We start from the raw sequence: 16,139 nt of genomic DNA, 5'->3' as shown, positions 1-16,139 counted from the left end.
CGCTTCGTGATCGTAGGCGGCGGCCTCGCCGCGGCCAAGCTGTCGGAAGCCCTGCGCGACAACGACTTCGACGGCACCATCACCCTCGTCGGCGCCGAGGAACATCTTCCCTACGACCGACCTCCGCTGTCCAAGGAACACCTGTTCGGCAAGAAGCAGCTTGCCGATTTCACGGTCGATCCGGCGCAGTGGTACCGCGACCATCACGTGGATCTGCTGCTCGGCACCACCGTCACCGGAATCGATCGGGAGGCGAAGACGATCCGATTGCCGGACGACTCCACCCTCCCCTACGACAAGCTCGCGCTGGCCACCGGATCGACGCCGCGCACCCTGCCGCTGCCGGGCGCCGACGCCCCCAACGTCTACACGCTGCGCACCATCGAGGACTCGGACACTCTCATCGAGCTGTTCGGTCAGAGCAGCCGGCTCGCCATCATCGGCGCCGGCTGGATCGGTCTCGAGGTGGCGGCGGCGGCACGGGCCGCGGGGGTGGCGGTCACCGTGGTGGAGACCGCCGAACAGCCGCTGCTCGGCGCGCTCGGGCCCGAGATGGGCGCGGTCTTCGCCGATCTGCACCGCGCGCACGGCGTCGACCTCCGCTTGGGCGCCCAGGTCGAGGCGATCACCACGCACGAGGGCATCGCGACGGACATCGCCGACGGCGTGCGGCTGGCCGACGGGACGACCGTCGCCGCCGACGCCGTGCTGGTCGCGGTGGGCGCCAAGCCGAACATCGAGATCGCCGCGAAGGCGGGGCTCGCGGTGGACAAGGGCGTGCTCGTCGACGAGAGCCTGGTCACCAGCGATCCGGACATCGTCGCGGTGGGCGACATCGCCGAACAGCAGCATCCTGGACTCGGCCGCCGCGTCCGGGTGGAGCACTGGGCGAACGCGCTCAACCAGCCCGCCGTCGCGGCCGCGACCATGCTAGGCAAGTCGGCGACCTACGACCGGCTGCCCTATTTCTTCACCGATCAGTACGACCTGGGCATGGAGTACACCGGCTACGCCGCCCGGGCGGGTACGAACGCGTGGTGGTGCGCGGCGATCTGGCGGGACGCGAGTTCGTCGCGTTCTGGCTGGACCCGCAGAACCGGGTGCTGGCGGGCATGAACGTCAACGTCTGGGACGTGACCGACCGGATCAAGGAGCTGATCACCGCGGGTGCGCCGGTCGATCCGGACCGCCTCGCCGACACGTCCACCGAACTGTGATTCGGATCACCGAAGGCCGCGCGCGCGATATGTCGAAGCGCGCCACTCCGTTCCGACCTACCTGCGAGAGCGCCGAAGGGGCGCGCCGATCCGCGAGGAGCCGACCGTGAAGTACATGTTGCTCAAGACCTACAGCGACGCCGCGTTCTGCGACACCCCGATATCGGAGTGGGCGCCGGAAGACATCAAGGCGCACATCGACTTCCAGCGCGCGCTGGGCGAGGAACTGGCCAAGTCGGGCGAACTTGTCGACGCGCAGGGCCTGGCGGGACCGACCGAGGCGCGGGTGGTCAGCGCCGACGGCCGCTCCGCCCCGGTGATCACCGACGGTCCGTTCCCCGAGACCAAGGAATTCCTGGCCGGGTACTGGCTCGTCGACGTGGACAGCCCCGACCGCGCGTTGCAGATCGCCGCCCAGGCCTCGGCCGCGCCCGGCCCCGGCGGCAAGCCGATCGGCGAGTACATCGAAGTGCGCGCGGTGATGAGCGCTCCCGCCGCCGAACAGTGACGATCGCACCCGGCGCCGAGGCTCTGCTGCGCGAACTCGCGCCCCAGGTCCTCGGCGTCCTGGTGCGCCGGTTCGGCGACTTCGACGCCGCAGAGGACGCGGTGCAGGAGGCCATGCTCGCCGCGGCGACCCAGTGGCCCGCCGAGGGACTGCCGGACAATCCGCGCGGCTGGCTCATCCAGGTCGCGCAGCGCAGGATGGCGGACGCGGTGCGCGCCGAGGCGGCTCGGCGACGCAGGGAGACAGCGGTTTTCGAGCGCGAGGTGCCGGACGCGGAGACCGTCGACCGGGACGACACACTGGCGATGTTCTTCCTGTGCTGCCACCCTGCGCTGTCCTCGGCGAGCGCGATCGCGCTGACGCTGCGTGGGGTCGGCGGGCTCACCACCGCGGAGATCGCGCGCGCCTTCCTGCTGCCGGAACCGACCATGGCCCAGCGCATCGCGCGGGCCAAGAAGCGCCTCGCCACGCTGGATCGCCCGTTCGCCCGGCCCGACGACACCGAATGGCGCGAGCGGCTCGGCTCGGTGTTGCACGTGCTCTACCTGATCTTCACCGAGGGGCATACCACCACCTCGGGCGCCGACTTGCAGCGCACCGACCTCTCGGGCGAGGCGATCCGGCTGACGCGCGCGGTGCACCGTCTGCTGCCCGACGACGTCGAGGTCACCGGATTGCTGGCGCTCATGTTGCTCACCGACGCTCGCCGGGCCGCCCGCGTCGGACCGCACGGCGAGCTGATCCCGCTGGCCGAACAGCAGCGCGGCCGCTGGAACCGGGCCATGATCACCGAGGGCGTGCGTCTCGTCACGGGCACTCTCCCGCAAGGGCTCATCGGCGCGTATCAGGTGCAGGCGGCGATCGCGGCGGTGCACGGGCAGGCGCTGCGCGCCGAGGACACCGACTGGCCGCGCATCCTGGCCCTCTACAACGTGCTCGAACGCATCGCGCCGAATCCGATGGTCACCCTCAACCGGGCGGTCGCGGTCGCGATGGTGCACGGCCCGTCCGCCGGGCTCGAACTGATCGGCACTCTCGACGACTCGCTCGGCGCGGCCGGGCATCGGCTCGACGCCGTGCGCGGGCATCTGCACGAGATGTCCGGCGACCAGGCGACCGCCATCGCGCACTACACCGCGGCGGCCGGGCGAACCACGAGCCTGCCGGAGCGGGACTATCTGACGCTGCGCGCGGCGCGACTGCACCAGGCGTCGGCGGCGCGGCCCTAACTCCGGCCGCCCGCGAACCGATCCGGCAGACCGCGGCAGACACCACTTCCGGCCTGCGCGGCAGCGCGACACCATCATGCGAGCAAACGCGGCGAACCTGACCTCCGGTCTGTGCGGCAGCGCGACCCCCGGCGTGGGCGTTCCCGCGCTGCGGAAGGCGCTGTCCCGCGGCCCGTTTCCCGCGGGTCGAGGATGCGTGCCGCGGCCATGCGGGCAGACTGCTGGTGTGACAGCGACATTCAGCGCGGGCGTCCTGCTGTTCCGCCGCACCGGAGAGGGTGAGGCCGAGGTCCTGCTCGGCCACATGGGCGGGCCGTTCTGGGCGCGCAAGGACCAGGGAGCCTGGTCGATCCCGAAGGGCGAATACACACCGGACACCGAGGACGCCGTGCTGGCGGCCCGCCGCGAGTTCACCGAAGAGCTTGGGTTACCCGCGCCGGATGGTGAATGGGTCCCGATGGGCGAGGTGCGCTACAGCAGCGGCCGCAAACGGCTGCTGGCCTGGGCGGTCGAAGGCGACCTCGACCCGGAGGAGGTGAACCCCGGCACCTTCGAGATGGAATGGCCACCGCATTCCGGCCGCCTCGTCGCCTTCCCGGAGATCGATCGCGCCGAATGGTTCGATCTGGCCGCCGCGCACGACAAACTGGTCAGCGGGCAGCGGCCCTACCTCGATCGCCTCGTCGAGCACCTGCGCGCGGCAGCCGATCCAGACCTGAACCCGCCCGACGACGCTCGGTCATGACGCGGGGCCCGGCCGCGCGGAGCGCTCAGGCCGACGCCCACTTCTCGCCGGTGATGAGCTCGTAGGCCTCCTGGTACTTGCGGCGGGTGGCGTCAACGATGTCGGCCGGAATCTCCGGGCCGGGAGGCTCCTTGTCCCAACCGGTCGAAGTGGACCAGTCCCGGACGAACTGCTTGTCGAAGGAGGGCTGCGGACGGCCGGGCTGCCACTGGTCGGCGGGCCAGAAACGCGAGGAGTCCGAGGTGAGCACCTCGTCGCCGAGGGTGAGAACGTCACCGTCCCAGCCGAATTCGACCTTCGTATCCGCGATGATGACGCCCTTGCTCGCGGCGTGCTCGGCCCCGCGCAGATAGATGTCGAGGGTGTGGGCGCGCAGCTGCTCGGCCACCTCGCGACCTTCCTGGTTCACCACGTCGGCGAAGGTGATCGGCTCGTCGTGACCTTCGGACGCCTTGCTGGTCGGCGTGAAGATCGGCTCGGGCAGCTTGTCGCCGTCGCGCAGGCCGGGCGGCAGCGCGACACCGGACACGGTGCCGGTGCGCTCGTATTCCTTCAGGCCCGATCCGGTGAGGTAGCCGCGGGCGATGCACTCCACGTGCACCATCTTCAACGGCTTCACCCGGACGCCGCGGCCCGCGAACTCCGCCGGGATGTCGGTGGTGGACAGCACGTGATTGGGCACGTCGGAGAAGAACCGGAACCACCAGTTCGACAGCTGGGTCAGCAGCGCGCCCTTCTCCGGGATCGGCGTCGGCAGCACCACGTCGTACACCGAGACCCGATCGGAGGCCACCAGCAGCAACGTGTCGCCGTCCTCGTACAGGTCGCGCACCTTACCGGCGTGCACATGCTTCAATGTGGAGCCTCCGAATCCCTCGATGTGTGTCTGCGCTGCACAGAAACGATACCGCCGCCCCCTGCACCAGCCGGTGCCGCCGCCCGCCCGGCCATCCCGGCGATCAGTAGTACTTCGCAGAGTGTTCGTACGCTTCGCAAAGGCTGCAACGTCTGCGAGGCGTACGAAACCTCTGCGAGGTCAGCTACGAGCGGGCGGCGAGGACCGGGGGCGTCGGGTCGCGCTACTAGGGTTGGCGGGAAAAGTTCCGCGCGGGCGGGCTCGCCCGGTGGCATTGTGGACGCTGTCGCGCTCCCGGTGGGCGATCCCGCCGCGAGTTCGCACCGTGCCGTGTTCGTCGAAGAGCGAAGGAGTTCCATGTCTGCCCCGAATCTCACCCGCGACCAGGCGATCGAGCGCGCCGCCACGGTCGGCGTCGAGAACTACCGCATCGAACTCGATCTCACCGGCCAGCCGACCAGCGCCGACGCCGCGGTCGGCGAGACGTTCGGCTCGAAGACCACCGTGACCTTCACCGCGACGCCGGGCGCGAGCACCTTCGTCGACATCGTCGCCGCGGGCGTGCGCTCGGCGGTGCTCAACGGCGTCGCGCTCGACGTCTCCGACTACGACGAGGCCAAGGGCATCGCGCTGCACGACCTGGCCGAGCGCAACGAGCTGGTCGTCGAGGCCGACTGCGTGTACTCCCACACGGGCGAGGGCCTGCACCGATTCGTCGACCCCACCGACGACAAGGTCTACCTGTACTCGCAGTTCGAGACCGCCGACGCCAAGCGCATGTTCGCCTGCTTCGACCAGCCGGACCTCAAGGCCACCTTCGACATCACCGCCACCGCGCCCGCCGACTGGGAGGTCGTCTCCAACGGCGCGGGCAGCCGCGAGGAGATCGGCGGGGTCGCGGTGCACACCTTCGCCACGACGCCGCGGATGAGCACCTACCTGGTCGCGATGATCGCGGGCCCGTACGCGAAGTGGACCGACACCTACACCGACGAGCACGGCTCGATCCCGCTCGGCATCTTCTGCCGCGCGTCGCTGGCCGAGCACATGGACGCCGACCGCCTCTTCACCGAGACCAAGCAGGGCTTCGGCTTCTACCACCGCAACTTCGGCGTGCCCTACGCGTTCGGCAAGTACGACCAACTGTTCGTGCCGGAGTTCAACGCGGGCGCGATGGAGAACGCGGGCGCGGTGACCTTCCTGGAGGACTACGTCTTCCGGTCCAAGGTGACCCGCGCGTCCTACGAGCGCCGCGCCGAGACCGTGCTGCACGAGATGGCGCACATGTGGTTCGGCGATCTGGTCACCATGCGGTGGTGGGACGACCTGTGGCTGAACGAGTCGTTCGCCACCTTCGCCTCGGTGCTGTGCCAGTCCGAGGCCACCGAGTACACCAACGCGTGGACCACCTTCGCGAACGTCGAGAAGTCCTGGGCGTACCGGCAGGATCAGCTGCCCTCCACGCACCCGATCGCCGCCGACATCCCCGACCTCGCCGCGGTGGAGGTCAACTTCGACGGCATCACCTACGCCAAGGGCGCGAGCGTGCTCAAGCAGCTGGTCGCCTATGTCGGGCTGGAGCCGTTCCTGGCCGGTCTGCGTGACTACTTCGCCGAACATGCCTACGGCAACGCCACATTCGACGACCTGCTCAGCGCGCTGGAGAAGTCCTCCGGCCGCGACCTGTCCACCTGGGGCGCCCAGTGGCTCAAGACCACCGGCCTGAACATCCTGCGGCCCGATTTCAAGGTCGACGCCGACGGAAAGTTCACTTCCTTCGCGGTGATCCAGGAGGGCGCGGCTCCCGGCGCGGGTGAGCGGCGCGTGCACCGGCTCGCGGTCGGCGTCTACGACGATCAGGACGGCAAGCTGGTCCGCACGCACCGCGTCGAGCTGGACCTCGACGCCGCCGAGCGCACCGAGGTACCCGAGCTGGTCGGAGTGCCGCGCGGCAAGTTCGTGCTGGTCAACGACGACGACCTGACCTATTGCTCGGTGCGGCTCGACGCCGGCTCGCTGGACGTGCTCGTCAACCGGATCGCCGACATCGCCGAACCGCTCCCCCGCACGCTGGCCTGGTCGGCGGCGTGGGAGATGACCAGGCAGGCCGAGTTCAAGGCTCGCGATTTCGTCGCGCTGGTCCAGCGCGGGGTCGGCGCGGAATCCGAGATCGGCGTGGTGCAGCGGCTGCTCATGCAGGCGCACACCGCGATCGGCAGCTACGCCGAGCCCGCGTGGGCGAGCTCGGTCGGCTGGCCCGAATTCGCCGACCGCCTGCTGGAATTGGCGCGGGAAGCCGAGCCGGGCTCGGATCACCAGCTGGCCTTCGTCAACGCGCTGGCCGGCGCGCGGCTGTCGGCCTGGCACACGGAGGTGCTGCGCGAACTGCTCGACGGCGATCCGGCCGCGCTCGGCCTGGCCGGCCTCACGGTCGACACCGATCTGCGCTGGCGGCTCGTCGCCGCGCTCGCCGCGGCGGGCGAGATCGACGCCGAGGGCGCGGCCACCCCGACCATCGACCGTGAGCTCGCCAACGACCCGACCGCCGCGGGCAAGCGCCAGGCCGCGGCCGCGGCGGCCGCGCGGCCGATCGCCGAGGTCAAGGAACAGGCGTGGAGCACGGTGATGAACGACGATTCGGTCCCCAACATCACCGCGCGCGCGATCGTCGGCGGCTTCGCCCCGGCGGGCCAGGGCGAGCTGCTCGGCTCGTTCGTGGAGCGGTACTTCGCCGAGATCCCCGCGGTGTGGGAGCGCCGGTCGAGCGAGGTCGCGCAGACGGTTGTAGTCGGCCTCTACCCGGCATGGGAGATCACCGACAACGCGGTCGCCGTGGCGGACAAGTTCCTCGCCGAGAACCACCCGCCCGCGCTGCGCCGCCTGGTCTCCGAGGGCAAGGCGGGCATCGAACGCTCGCTGCGCGCGCGGGCCTTCGACGCCCGCTAGGTCCGGCCCCCATCCGGAGGGGCCACGGCGTCCCTCCGGATGGTCAGCGGGCGAGGAAGTGCCAGCCGAGCCAGATCCAGCACAGTACGGCGATGATCCGTACCGCGCGGTGGTCGAGCGCGGCGGCGGCCACTTCGGTCAGCGGGGCGATCAGATCGCGGCGGAGGTGGGCGAGCGCGGTCAGGCCGACGGCGAGTGCGAGGAGGACGGCGAAACCCGCGATGACGATGGCGCGTTCGGTCATCGGGTCACCAGCCAGTAGCCCACCGCCAGCCAGGCGAGCCAGCCCGCGAAGCGCAGCGGGCCGTGTTCGAGGGCCGGATCGAGGAGCGTCGAAAGAGTCGGGTGCTGGTCGCTCGGTGTCATCCAATCCGGTTGGCGGACGAACGCGTACGCCTCCCAGCCGACGGCCGCGAGCAGCAGCGCGGACCAGATCGCGGTACCACGCCGCAGCGACGGGTCCTTCGGCCGGACCGCACTTTCGGCACGGATGGCCCGGACCAAGGCGGCTGCGCCGACGACCAGCACCAGCGCGGTCGCGGCCCAACCGAACGGCCGGGTCACCCACCCGACCGCCGCCACCGCGACCACGCAGGCGACCGTGAGCGCGCGCCGTCCGCTGGACGAACGCGCGGCGGGCGTCGAATCCGCGGCCACCGTCGCAGGATACGACCGCGTTGGTCTCTACGCGTGCGGGTCAGTGGAAACGCGTGCCGTGGAGACCGACCACAGCATGGACGCGAACGTGATCGCGCCCCGCTCAGCGGAACAGTTCGACGTTGTCCCGGGCCCACTGCGCGAAGGTGGTGGCCGGTGCGCCGGTGACGTCCGCGATCGTGGTCGTGGCCTGTTGCGGATGCTGCACCATGCTCGCGATTCCGTCGACGTACCACTGCGCGTACGGTCCCATCTCGGGTTCGAACATCCGGATCGCCTCGTCGCGCGGTATCCGCACGACGGCGAGGTCCCGACCGATCGCGGCCCCGATGGCGTGGATCTTCTCGGCCCTGGTGAGCGTCTCCGGGCCGGTCAGCTCGTACGTGTTGCCCGCGTGTCCCTCGGCGAGCAGCACCTTCGCCGCGACGCGGGCGATGTCGTCCATGGTGATGGGCGCATTCGCGGCGTCCGGGTAGGGATCGCGGATCTCGTCGGAGCCCTTGATCTGGCCGGCCCAGCCGGCGGCGTTCTCGCTGAACTCACCGGCGTACAGATGAGTCCAGTCCAGGCCGGAGCCCTCGACGGCCTTCGCGATGGGCTGCCAGTCGGTGGACGCGTCACCGGATAGGTCGACGATGTGCCGGATACCCGCCGCCTTCGCCAGCTCGACGACCTCGTTCACCGTCTCCAGCACCGGCGCGAGATACATGCGGTCGACGCCCTCGAAGGCGGCGGGCAGCGAGGAGAGCCGCCGCAGATAGCCGTGCGCGACCTCGACGCCCGCGGGGAATCCCGCCAGCTCGGGCCGGTTCGACAGCGCTCGCACGTCCGTCGCGCCGCCCGCGAGCAGGTGGTCGACCACCATCCGTCCGATGTTGCCGGTGGCGCCCGTGACAAGAATTCTCATCTTCCCAAGGTGCCTGCGGTCCGCGGCACCCGACAACCCCGAAATCCCTGGCGCCGCAAGCACTCCCGAAACGCCTGCGGCGCGCTCACCCGAATCCGGATGAGCGCGCCGCGAGCACGCTGGTGACGTGTGGGATCAGCGACCGATGGCGGCGGCCATCACGCGGACCGCGGAGATCAGGCCGTCGATCAGCTGACCCTGGCGGATGGAGCTGAGCGCGGCGGTGACGCCGAGCTGGCAGACGCGATCGTTCGCACGGTCGGCCACCTCGTGGCCGGAGCGGACCTCGATCGCCTTCTCGTTGGGCGAGACGGCGATGAGCACCGAACGCGCCGCCTCGGGGGTCGAGGTGAAGAGCTCGTCCGCGCCGGCGGCCGTGTCGGCTCCGAGATCGCCGATGTAGATGTTGAAGCGCACCTTGGTCGCCCTGGTCGCCTCGGTCAGCACGTTGTCCATGGCGAGCCGCTCTTCGTCGCTGAACGGGGCTTCCTTGAAGACATCGCCTGCCTCGTGCACACCGGACACGCGTCCGCTGCTGGTGAGGGCGTACCCGTGCGGGAGGTCGGCCTCGACCACCGCGGGCCAATTAGAACTTGCCACTTGCCCGGCCTCCGATCAGCTCAACCTGGGCGGATTCGATAGCCGCATGGCTGCCATGCGACTCAGCGGTGTGGTGGCCGTGTCCGGTCACCTCGTCGGTCGCACTCCACAGCACCGGCGCCGCGGTCCACTTCTGTCCCAGTTCGAAGTGAACCGGCTTCTCGCCGGGCAGCGGCTTACCGAGAAACGACAATCCGGCGATCGCCGCGTAGATCACCAGCGGGATGCCGACGAAGATCAGCACTGTCTCGAGAATGCTCACGGCCTTACGGTAGACGATGCTGTGTAGTAGACGCTCGACCGGTCGTCCACTCGCCCGTGTCGAAACCCGGCCGCGGCATGTCGTTCACCGCGCGAGCCGGGATCAGACCAGCCAGGCCGCCGCGTCGGGCGGCAGGTGCCCGCTCGTCAGCGGCGCGCTCGCCAGGAGCAGCTCGCCGGGCGGCAGCGGGATCGGCGCCGCGCTCGCGTTGAGCACGCAGACCAGCCCGCCGGGCCTGCGGAAGGCAAGGCAGCCCGAGGGACTGCCGTACCACTCGATCCGCGGACCCGCGAATTCCGGTCGCAGACCGCGCAATTCGATCGCCATCCGGTACAGCGAGAGGGTCGACCCGACGTCCTCCAGCTGCGTCTCCACGCTCAGCGCGGCCCACTCCGGCGGGATCGGCAGCCACGGCTTGCCCGTGGTGAACCCGAACGGCGGCCGCTCGCTCTCCCACGGAATCGGTACCCGGCAGCCGTCGCGCCCGCGTTCGGTGCGCCCGGACCGCTCCCACACCGGGTCCTGCAAAGCGTCCTCGGGCAGGTCGTCCACATTCGGCAGGCCGAGTTCGGCGCCGTTGTAGACGAACACCGAGCCGGGCAGCGCGAGCTCGACCAGGATCATCGCCCTGGCTCGCGCCAATCCGGCCGCGCCGCCGCCGTACCGGGTGACCTCGCGTTCGACGTCGTGGTTGGACAGCGTCCAAGTGGGTACTGCGCCGACCGGGGCCACCGCGGCCAGCGAGTTGTCGATCGCGTGGCGCACCGCGTCGGCGGTGAACGGGGTCTCGGCCAGCCGGAAGTTGAACGCGAGGTGCAGTTCGTCGGGTCGCACGTACTCGCCGAAGCGGGTGTTGTCGTCCACCCAGACCTCGCCGATCGACACCGCGTGCGGGTATTCGTCGATCACCTTGCGGATGCGGCGATGGATGTCGTGCACGCCGGGATTGTTGAAGCGCGGGTCGGTGTCGTCGTGGATGAGCATCTTGGTGGACACGCTCTCCATGTCCGGCAGTCCGGGCGGTTTGGCCATGCCGTGCGCCACGTCGATGCGGAAGCCGTCGACCCCGCGGTCGAGCCAGAAGCGCAGTGTCTGCTCGAAATCCGCGACGACCTCGGGATTCTCCCAGTTCAGGTCGGGCTGTTCGGGCGCGAAAAGGTGCAGGTACCACTGGCCGGGCGTGCCATCGGGCTCGGTGACCCTGGTCCAGGCGGGACCGCGGAAGATGCTCGGCCAGTTGTTGGGCGGTTCGTCGCCGTTGGGTCCGCGCCCGTCGCGGAAGATGTAGCGGGCCCGTTCCGGGCTGCCGGGCGCGGCGGCCAACGCGGCTTGGAACCAGGGGTGCTCGCGGCTGGTGTGATTCGGCACCAGGTCCATGGTGACCTTGAGTCGCCGAGCGTGCGCCTCGGCGAGAAGCCGGTCGAAGGCGGCCATGCCGCCGAAGAGGACGTCGATATCGCGCGGGTCGGCGACGTCGTAGCCACCGTCGGCCATCGGGGAGCGCATCACCGGGCAGATCCACAGCGCGTCGATGCCGAGCAGTTCCAGATAGCCGAGCTTCTCGCGGACGCCACCTAGGTCACCGATGCCGTCGCCGTCGGAATCGGCGAAGGAACGCGGGTAGACCTGGTAGAACACGGCGGATCGCCACCACTCTCGGTCTCTGCGATCCGCAGGCGCCTGCGCGGCAGGTGTAGCAGTCACATTCGTAATAGTGCCAAAGCGATTTGGCGAATGCCCTTCGGGCGAGGGCATCGCCCGCTATCTGGCGAATTCACAGCGAATCATCCCCCGCCCGCGAGCAGGCACCGCGCCTCACATCGGCGCGTTCACCAGCGAGTACGCCGCCATCTCCAGGTATTCGAGCAGCTGCTTGCGGTGCGAATCGTCGAGGACGTCCGGCTCGATCTCGGCGACCGCGATCCGCATGCAGCGCAGCCAGGCGTCGCGTTCGAGCGGGCCGATGGTGAACGGCATGTGCCGCATCCGCAGCCGCGGGTGGCCGCGTTCGTCGGAATAGGTGCGCGGACCGCCCCAGTACTGCTCGAGGAACATGCGCAGCCTGCGCTCCGCGGGGCCGAGGTCCTCCTCCGGGTAGAGCGGGCGCAGGATCTCGTCGGCGGCCACCTCGCGGTAGAACACCGCCACGATCCGCCGGAAGGTCTCCGCGCCGCCGACCGCCTCGTAGAACGACGTCGTGGTCTGCTCGCCCGAACTCATCAGGTCCTCTCGATTGGTCGAATCCCGCACTCCATTGTGCCCGTCGCGAAGCGGGCCGCCACGGCAGGACGGACCCGCGCGACGGCGGCTCAGATAGCGCAGCGGCGGCTCTTCAGCGGCAGTTAACCCAACATTGTGCGAAATCACCGTGCAATGAGGCGTGTTCCATGGTCATATTGGTGCAGTCTCCGCGGGAGATACCACATGATCTTGAAGCTGACGAAATCGGGGTCACCCACATGAAGCAGCGGCACGGCCGGTCACACGAGGCCAGGACCCACCGACAACTCCAGCCCGCCGACGTCCACAATCGTGGGTCGGGGGCTACTCCGCTGCACATCTTGTCCGACCATCATCCGGGGACACCGCGTCGCCCCGGTGAGGCTCCTCATCGCGCCGATCACGGCCACCACCTCACGCCGGTCCAGTCCGAGACCGCCACGTGGTTGAAGCGCCGGGTGTTGCTTCTGAACGCCACCTACGAGCCGCTCACCGCGCTATCTGCCCGCCGTGCCGTCGTCCTGCTCATCTGCGACAAAGCCGACGCCGTGCACCACAATCCCGAAGGACCGGTCGTCCATTCCGCCGGGGCCGAGGTAGCCGTTCCCTCCGTCATCCGACTGCGCACCTACGTGCGCGTCCCCTATCGCGCCCGCGTCCCGATGACCAGGGCCGCGCTCATGCACCGCGACCGCTATCGCTGCGGATACTGCGGGGGCAAGGCCGAGACCATCGACCACGTCATCCCGCGCAGCCGCGGCGGCGAGCATTCGTGGGAGAACTGCGTGGCCAGCTGCGCGCCGTGCAACCACCGCAAGGCGGACAAGTTGCTCAGCGAGCTGGGCTGGACGCTGCGGTCGCCGTTGATCTCCCCGAAGGGTCCGCACTGGCGACTGCTATCGACGACCTCCGACCTGGATCCGATCTGGTTGCAGTACCTCGGCGAGGGCGCGGCCTGAGCTTCAGCCGTACTCGATGACGAGCGTCGCCCATGTCCCGGGTTCGAGCGCCTCGAAGACGTGCGGCGCGTCGCCCGGGTAGGCGATGTAGTCGCCCGGACCCAGCTCCACCGGAGCCTCGATCGGCCCCACCAGAGCCCGGCCCGTAGCGAGCAGGACGTGTTCGATGACGCCGGGGATGTGCGGGTCCGATTCCCGGGGATGGCCGGGTTCGGCGGTGATGCGGAACAGGTCGCGGCGCGCGTTCGGTATACCGGACGCGAGCAGCGTCGCCCGGTACTCCGACTGCTCGGCCGCCACGACCGGTCCCTCGCCCGCGCGGATCACCTGAACGGCGGGCCGCGGCGGGTCGAGCAGCCGGGAGAACGGCATGTCCAGCGCAACGCACAGCGCCCACAGCGTCTCGAGGCTCGGGTTTCCGCTCCCCGATTCCAGTTGCGACAGCGTCGATTTCGCGATGCCCGCACGGTTGGCCACCTCACTCAGCGACAACCCGGCGCGGGTGCGCTCGCGGCGCAGCGAGGCGGCGATCACCGCCTGCGGCGTCGCCGTCGTCGTGTGGTTCTGCGCCATTCCCAGCTCCCGTCGGTTCCGAACCGCCCAACAGAAAACCATATTGACGAACCGCCCTGCCATGTTCACTATAAGCTACATGCGTTCGATATGGCGAACACTGGATCGGAACACGTTGTCCGGCATCGCGGCTGTCTGCCTCGCGGTCGGCGTCATCGGCGTGTCCTACGGTACGACCGCGGTAGCCGGGGGTTTCCCGGTGTGGCTGCCGGTACTGCTCGGCACCGTCGTGCTCGCGGGCGGCGCGGAGTTCCTGTTCATCGGCATCGTCGCCGCGGGAGGTAGTCCGATCGCCGCCACACTGGCCGGGCTGCTGGTCAACGCGCGGCATCTGCCCTACGGATTGTCGGTGCCCGACGTCGTCGGCACCGGGTGGCGGCGCCTGATCGGCGTGCACGTGATGAACGACGAGGCGGTCGCGATGGCGCTCGCCGAATCCGCGCCCGACCGGCGCCGCGCCGTCTACTGGGCCTGTGGGCTCGGCGTGCTGCTCGTCTGGCCGGGCGGCGCGGCGCTCGGCGCGCTCATCGGCACGGTGGTACCGGACACCTCGGTGTTCGGCCTGGACTCGGTGTTTCCCGCGGTGCTGCTGGCCTTGGTCGTTCCCGCGCTGCGCGATCGGACCACGTTCGGCGCGGTCTGTGTCGGTACCACCGTGGCCGTGCTCAGCGCGCCGTTCCTGCCCGCGGGCCTGCCGGTGCTGCTCGCCCTCTCCGGCGTGCTCGTCGCCGCGATCGGCCTGGGACGGACTGATGCGCCTGATTCTCCGAGTTCCGATTCGCCGAACGACGAGCGGGCCGACAACGAGTCCGATGCGCCGAACAACGCCCCCTGCGATTGCGGAGCGAGGGAATCCCGATGATGCTGGCCGCCGGAGTGATCGCCCTCGCCGCGGGAACCTACGCGTTCCGCTGGGCCGGGCCCGCGCTGCGCAGCCGCGTGCGATTTCCGGAGCGCGCCCGCCAACTGCTCGAGATCGGAGCGGTCGTGCTGCTCGCGGCGCTGGTCGCCGTCACGACCCTGCCGTTCGGTACCGGGCACGTCGGCGTCGCACTGCCCGCCGGGGTGGTCGCTGCGGGGTTCCTCGCGTGGCGGCGCAGTCCGCTGCTGGTCGTCATTCTGGCGGCCGCGGCGACAACCGCCGTGCTCCGGCTCATCGGGATGCCCTGAGGTCCGTCGGCGGTCGGCGACGACTATGCCGCGGCTCGCGGGTGGTTGGCGACCCTCTCGCCACGGGTTCAGTTGGGCAGCAGGGGGATGCTGCCCGCGCGGCGGCGGGCGACCGAACCGTAGCGCGCGTCGAGACGCAGCCAGGTGGGCGTCGCACGGACGCGCACGATCTCGGCGGGCGGAATGCGGTGGGCCTCGGCCTTGTCACCGGAGTGCGGGATGAAATCCATTGCGGTGAGCGCGAAGACGACGCGCATCGGCACCTCCACCGCGGTGTCGGCGGCCGAGACGGTCAGCACGGTCTGGTCGAGCAGCGAGGCGGGCGGCCCGTGCTGGCTGCCGTGCTCCTTGGCCAATGCCGCACCGCGCTCGGCCAATTCGACGAGCGTGCGGGCGGGCACATCGTCGACGTGCGCGAATCCGTCGACCGGCGGCAGCGCACCGCGCCAGGCCGAATCCATCGAGTACCCGAGGTCGATCGGGCTGCCCGTACCCAGTCCGGCCAGCACCTGGTCGGCGCCGACGGTCACATCGTCCACGCCGAGCTCGGCGACCACCGTGCGTACCGCGAGCGCCTCGAAACCCGTAGCAACCCAAGCGGATACATAGCGCTCGCCGCGACGGCGCAGCCGAACAACCGCGGCGGGATCGAGGCGCACCGCCCTGCTAAGGAAGGTGGCGAGGTTCTCGCGCTCCGCCGGATCGGAAACGTGCAGCACGCGCTGCTCAGCCATCACAACCGTTCTGTCTTCAGCGGACCGGCGCTCAGCACGTCGCGGTCACTTGTCCATCCACTCGGCGAGATAGTCGCGCTCCGGCTCGGTGAGGCGACGCAGGCGCTGGGTATCGATGTCGAACGCGGCGAGCTGGGTGGTGGCGACCACGGCGGGCGGCGAATCCGGCGCCGCGCCGTTGGCCCGCACTTCGTAGCCGACCGTGAAATCGACCGCGCGCAACTGCTCGATCCACATCGCGATGTCGAGCGGGGTGTCCTCGTGGCGCAGCTGTCCGCGGTAGCGCACGTGCAGGTCGGCCAGGACACAGCCGGTGCGCAGCGCCACGGTCGGGCGGTTGTCCTCGAACAGCCACGGGATACGCGCCTCTTCCAGCAACGTCACCATTCTGGCGTGGTTGACGTGCTGGAACACGTCCATGTCGGACCACCGGATCTCGACCTTGGCGTGAAAACGCTTGGGCAATAGCACGGAATTACCGTGGGCCTTCCCGTCACCATTCAACGAATTCGTCACTGTGGGGTACCTCCGGTGGACGCCCAGTCACCCACCACGA

Annotated in this window: 18 protein-coding genes and 1 pseudogene; 8 read left to right on the top strand and 11 right to left on the bottom strand. The window is 69.8% G+C overall.

Translation table 11 applies throughout. The features are described 5' to 3' along the window. The 4 genes and pseudogenes from NX1_RS21545 to NX1_RS21530 form a co-directional block, all read left to right on the top strand. Positions 1-1,217 (top strand): annotated as a pseudogene (locus tag NX1_RS21545) (NAD(P)/FAD-dependent oxidoreductase); the annotation flags it as partial. A gap of 106 nt (positions 1,218-1,323) precedes the next feature. Continuing rightward, on the top strand, positions 1,324-1,725 hold the full coding sequence (locus tag NX1_RS21540; RefSeq protein ID WP_174555507.1) for a YciI family protein: 402 nt from the start codon (positions 1,324-1,326) through the stop codon (positions 1,723-1,725). Next, positions 1,722-2,954, top strand: a complete 1,233-nt coding sequence (locus tag NX1_RS21535; RefSeq protein WP_068062454.1) for an RNA polymerase sigma factor — start codon at positions 1,722-1,724, stop codon at positions 2,952-2,954. The genes NX1_RS21540 and NX1_RS21535 overlap by 4 nt, the downstream gene beginning before the upstream one ends. Positions 2,955-3,180: 226 nt before the next feature. Beyond that, positions 3,181-3,699, top strand: coding sequence for an NUDIX hydrolase (locus NX1_RS21530; RefSeq protein WP_068062451.1), 519 nt, complete (start codon positions 3,181-3,183; stop codon positions 3,697-3,699). Between the two features lie 25 nt (positions 3,700-3,724). Here the strand turns inward: NX1_RS21530 and NX1_RS21525 are convergent, their stop codons facing one another. Next, a complete protein-coding gene (locus tag NX1_RS21525; RefSeq protein ID WP_068062448.1) occupies positions 3,725-4,555 on the bottom strand; it encodes a phosphoribosylaminoimidazolesuccinocarboxamide synthase in 831 nt (276 codons plus the stop codon). Between the two features lie 357 nt (positions 4,556-4,912). Here NX1_RS21525 and pepN point away from each other — a divergent pair, with 357 nt between their 5' ends. After that, positions 4,913-7,501, top strand: a complete 2,589-nt coding sequence (gene pepN / locus NX1_RS21520) for an aminopeptidase N (RefSeq protein ID WP_068062445.1) — start codon at positions 4,913-4,915, stop codon at positions 7,499-7,501. Between the two features lie 43 nt (positions 7,502-7,544). Here pepN and NX1_RS21515 read toward each other — a convergent pair whose 3' ends face one another. The 7 genes from NX1_RS21515 to NX1_RS21485 form a co-directional block, all read right to left on the bottom strand. After that, positions 7,545-7,745 carry a DUF6186 family protein gene (locus tag NX1_RS21515; protein ID WP_068062442.1) on the bottom strand — a complete coding sequence of 67 codons (201 nt, stop codon included), beginning with the start codon at positions 7,743-7,745 and terminating at the stop codon, positions 7,545-7,547. Then, positions 7,742-8,158: a hypothetical protein gene (locus tag NX1_RS21510; RefSeq protein ID WP_068062438.1), complete on the bottom strand. Its 417-nt coding sequence runs from the start codon at positions 8,156-8,158 to the stop codon at positions 7,742-7,744. Before NX1_RS21510 ends, NX1_RS21515 begins: the two co-directional genes overlap by 4 nt. A gap of 103 nt (positions 8,159-8,261) precedes the next feature. Beyond that, positions 8,262-9,065 (bottom strand): NmrA family NAD(P)-binding protein, encoded by an 804-nt coding sequence (locus NX1_RS21505; RefSeq protein WP_068062435.1) that lies wholly within the window; start codon positions 9,063-9,065, stop codon positions 8,262-8,264. A gap of 135 nt (positions 9,066-9,200) precedes the next feature. Then, complete coding sequence (locus NX1_RS21500) at positions 9,201-9,665, bottom strand: DUF5130 domain-containing protein (protein ID WP_068062432.1); 465 nt, start codon at positions 9,663-9,665, stop codon at positions 9,201-9,203. Beyond that, positions 9,652-9,927: an aa3-type cytochrome oxidase subunit CtaJ gene (ctaJ, locus tag NX1_RS21495; protein WP_068062429.1), complete on the bottom strand. Its 276-nt coding sequence runs from the start codon at positions 9,925-9,927 to the stop codon at positions 9,652-9,654. Before ctaJ ends, NX1_RS21500 begins: the two co-directional genes overlap by 14 nt. 102 nt (positions 9,928-10,029) lie before the next feature. Next, the gene (locus NX1_RS21490) at positions 10,030-11,631 is read right to left on the bottom strand and encodes a glycoside hydrolase family 13 protein (RefSeq protein ID WP_068062426.1); all 1,602 of its coding nucleotides are present in this window, start codon (positions 11,629-11,631) and stop codon (positions 10,030-10,032) included. A gap of 111 nt (positions 11,632-11,742) precedes the next feature. Beyond that, positions 11,743-12,147 (bottom strand): globin, encoded by a 405-nt coding sequence (locus tag NX1_RS21485; protein ID WP_068062422.1) that lies wholly within the window; start codon positions 12,145-12,147, stop codon positions 11,743-11,745. 239 nt (positions 12,148-12,386) lie between these two features. On the opposite strand from NX1_RS21485, the gene NX1_RS21480 reads away from it, so the two are divergent. Next, on the top strand, positions 12,387-13,106 hold the full coding sequence (locus NX1_RS21480; RefSeq protein ID WP_245668619.1) for an HNH endonuclease: 720 nt from the start codon (positions 12,387-12,389) through the stop codon (positions 13,104-13,106). 3 nt (positions 13,107-13,109) lie between these two features. Here NX1_RS21480 and NX1_RS21475 read toward each other — a convergent pair whose 3' ends face one another. Beyond that, a complete protein-coding gene (locus tag NX1_RS21475) occupies positions 13,110-13,679 on the bottom strand; it encodes a helix-turn-helix domain-containing protein (protein WP_068062416.1) in 570 nt (189 codons plus the stop codon). 79 nt (positions 13,680-13,758) lie between these two features. Between NX1_RS21475 and NX1_RS21470 the strand changes: the two genes are divergently transcribed. Both NX1_RS21470 and NX1_RS21465 read left to right on the top strand, forming a co-directional pair. Next, on the top strand, positions 13,759-14,541 hold the full coding sequence (locus tag NX1_RS21470; RefSeq protein ID WP_068062413.1) for an AzlC family ABC transporter permease: 783 nt from the start codon (positions 13,759-13,761) through the stop codon (positions 14,539-14,541). Continuing rightward, complete coding sequence (locus NX1_RS21465) at positions 14,538-14,849, top strand: AzlD domain-containing protein (RefSeq protein ID WP_068062410.1); 312 nt, start codon at positions 14,538-14,540, stop codon at positions 14,847-14,849. The genes NX1_RS21470 and NX1_RS21465 overlap by 4 nt, the downstream gene beginning before the upstream one ends. A 68-nt stretch (positions 14,850-14,917) precedes the next feature. Here the strand turns inward: NX1_RS21465 and NX1_RS21460 are convergent, their stop codons facing one another. Beyond that, complete coding sequence (locus NX1_RS21460; protein WP_068062407.1) at positions 14,918-15,583, bottom strand: DUF8185 domain-containing protein; 666 nt, start codon at positions 15,581-15,583, stop codon at positions 14,918-14,920. A 45-nt stretch (positions 15,584-15,628) separates the two neighbouring features. Further along, on the bottom strand, positions 15,629-16,054 hold the full coding sequence (locus NX1_RS21455) for an acyl-CoA thioesterase (protein WP_444980710.1): 426 nt from the start codon (positions 16,052-16,054) through the stop codon (positions 15,629-15,631). Positions 16,055-16,139 lie beyond the last annotated feature (85 nt).

The sequence above is a fragment of the Nocardia xishanensis NBRC 101358 genome, assembly GCF_001613365.1.
GTDB classification, from domain to species: Bacteria; Actinomycetota; Actinomycetes; order Mycobacteriales; family Mycobacteriaceae; genus Nocardia; species Nocardia xishanensis.
The sequence above is the reverse complement of the archived record's forward strand: the minus strand, read 5'-3'. Positions and strand labels throughout refer to the sequence as shown.

Bases quoted from the DNA above. Each gene is read 5' to 3' on its own strand.
- pepN (WP_068062445.1), top strand. From the start codon at position 4,913: ATGTCTGCCCCGAATCTCACCCGCGACCAGGCGATCGAGCGCGCCGCC.
- NX1_RS21515 (WP_068062442.1), bottom strand. From the start codon at position 7,745: ATGACCGAACGCGCCATCGTCATCGCGGGTTTCGCCGTCCTCCTCGCA.
- NX1_RS21505 (WP_068062435.1), bottom strand. From the start codon at position 9,065: ATGAGAATTCTTGTCACGGGCGCCACCGGCAACATCGGACGGATGGTG.
- NX1_RS21485 (WP_068062422.1), bottom strand. From the start codon at position 12,147: ATGAGTTCGGGCGAGCAGACCACGACGTCGTTCTACGAGGCGGTCGGC.
- NX1_RS21480 (WP_245668619.1), top strand. From the start codon at position 12,387: ATGAAGCAGCGGCACGGCCGGTCACACGAGGCCAGGACCCACCGACAA.
- NX1_RS21475 (WP_068062416.1), bottom strand. From the start codon at position 13,679: ATGGCGCAGAACCACACGACGACGGCGACGCCGCAGGCGGTGATCGCC.
- NX1_RS21470 (WP_068062413.1), top strand. From the start codon at position 13,759: ATGCGTTCGATATGGCGAACACTGGATCGGAACACGTTGTCCGGCATC.
- NX1_RS21465 (WP_068062410.1), top strand. From the start codon at position 14,538: ATGATGCTGGCCGCCGGAGTGATCGCCCTCGCCGCGGGAACCTACGCG.
- NX1_RS21460 (WP_068062407.1), bottom strand. From the start codon at position 15,583: ATGGCTGAGCAGCGCGTGCTGCACGTTTCCGATCCGGCGGAGCGCGAG.